Origin of the sequence: Globicatella sanguinis NBRC 15551 (assembly GCF_001552295.1) — a bacterium.
In the GTDB taxonomy this organism is placed as follows: Bacteria; Bacillota; Bacilli; order Lactobacillales; family Aerococcaceae; genus Globicatella; species Globicatella sanguinis.
On the sequence record NZ_BCQX01000223.1, the window covers coordinates 1 to 1,233 of the forward strand.

Sequence of the window (1,233 nt, forward strand, 5' to 3'; positions counted from 1 at the left end):
TTATATTAAGATTTTATACCATTCATTTTCTTTAATAACTGACGAATTTCAGTAATATCGTACTCACTTAACTTATCAAAATTTGCAGTTAGTTGCTCCGCGTGAGCTGGGAATAGCTCATCCATTAATTTGCGTCCACTTTCCGTAATCTCTACATTAATCACTCGACGATCTTCTGGTGCAAATTCACGTTTAACTAATCCTTTATCACATAATTTATCAACGATATAAGTCGTACTACTATTAGCAATTAAAATGCCCTCTTTAATTTGTTGAGTCGTTCGTTTTCCTTTATGGTATAAGATTTCTAAGACCGCAAATTCATTCAAATTTAAACCAAAATTCCCTACGTATTTACGGGTTTTAGATTCTATTTCATTAATGCTGCGTTTTAAAGCAATATAAGTTTTTAAAGATTCTGCTTTTCGTGACATACTTTGTCTCCTCTCTTAGTGTCATAAACCCTCCCATATTTATGCATCATGTCATTATTTAACACGCTTAAACATCTTACCATATTTTTTCTGAAGATAAAACAAAAAAGTACGATTTAGCATTCAAATAAATACCAAATCGCTACCTTTTAGCCTATAAAATCAATAATATCCTTAAAATTAACAATGGTCTTATCTTCACAGATATCTTTCATTGTCGTGTCTGAATAGTCCCAGTTAATCTTAACAACGGCGCTATTAGTCAATAATTTAATAATTGTCCCACGCATCAAATTATCCCTAAATTCAAAAGTAATGACTTCGTTCAACTCAGGTCTAATAGATTTTTTTACCTTTTCAATCATTTCTTGTGCTTCATCAAAATCTACTTTGAGAATAGCGGCAATTCGTGATTTACTTGTCCCTCGACGTAACTCTTTTTCAATTATGTTCTTGGTTTTTAAGTTAAGTTTTTTTGTCATATCGTACCCTCTTCCTAATTGACAAGAACGCCTACAACTGAATCTATTATACCACATTTAAAAGAAAAACGCATTCAATTTGCACTTGAAGCAACTTTAGCTTAATTTGGCTTTAAAATGAGGATATATAATGACTTATTTTTTCAATGAACATCATCAATACTATTTTTCACTTATACATAAGTTGTAAAAGTTTTTTTCTATGTTTCGTTCGAATTTTATAGATACTGCGACTTAAGTTCAAAAACTCTACATTTACGAATTTTAAGGTCAAAATCTTAGACACTCGCTATAAAATGGAAGTGGACCAGAAGTAG

Annotated in this window: 2 protein-coding genes; both read right to left on the reverse strand. The window is 30.9% G+C overall.

Annotation, left to right across the window (positions count from 1 at the left end; translation table 11 throughout):
• Positions 1–5: 5 nt before the first annotated feature.
• Positions 6–434: a MarR family winged helix-turn-helix transcriptional regulator gene (locus tag GSA01S_RS10225; protein WP_066127296.1), complete on the reverse strand. Its 429-nt coding sequence runs from the start codon at positions 432–434 to the stop codon at positions 6–8.
• Positions 435–583: 149 nt separating this feature from the next.
• On the reverse strand, positions 584–916 hold the full coding sequence (locus tag GSA01S_RS10230) for a DUF2187 domain-containing protein (protein WP_066127299.1): 333 nt from the start codon (positions 914–916) through the stop codon (positions 584–586).
• Positions 917–1,233: the final 317 nt, after the last annotated feature.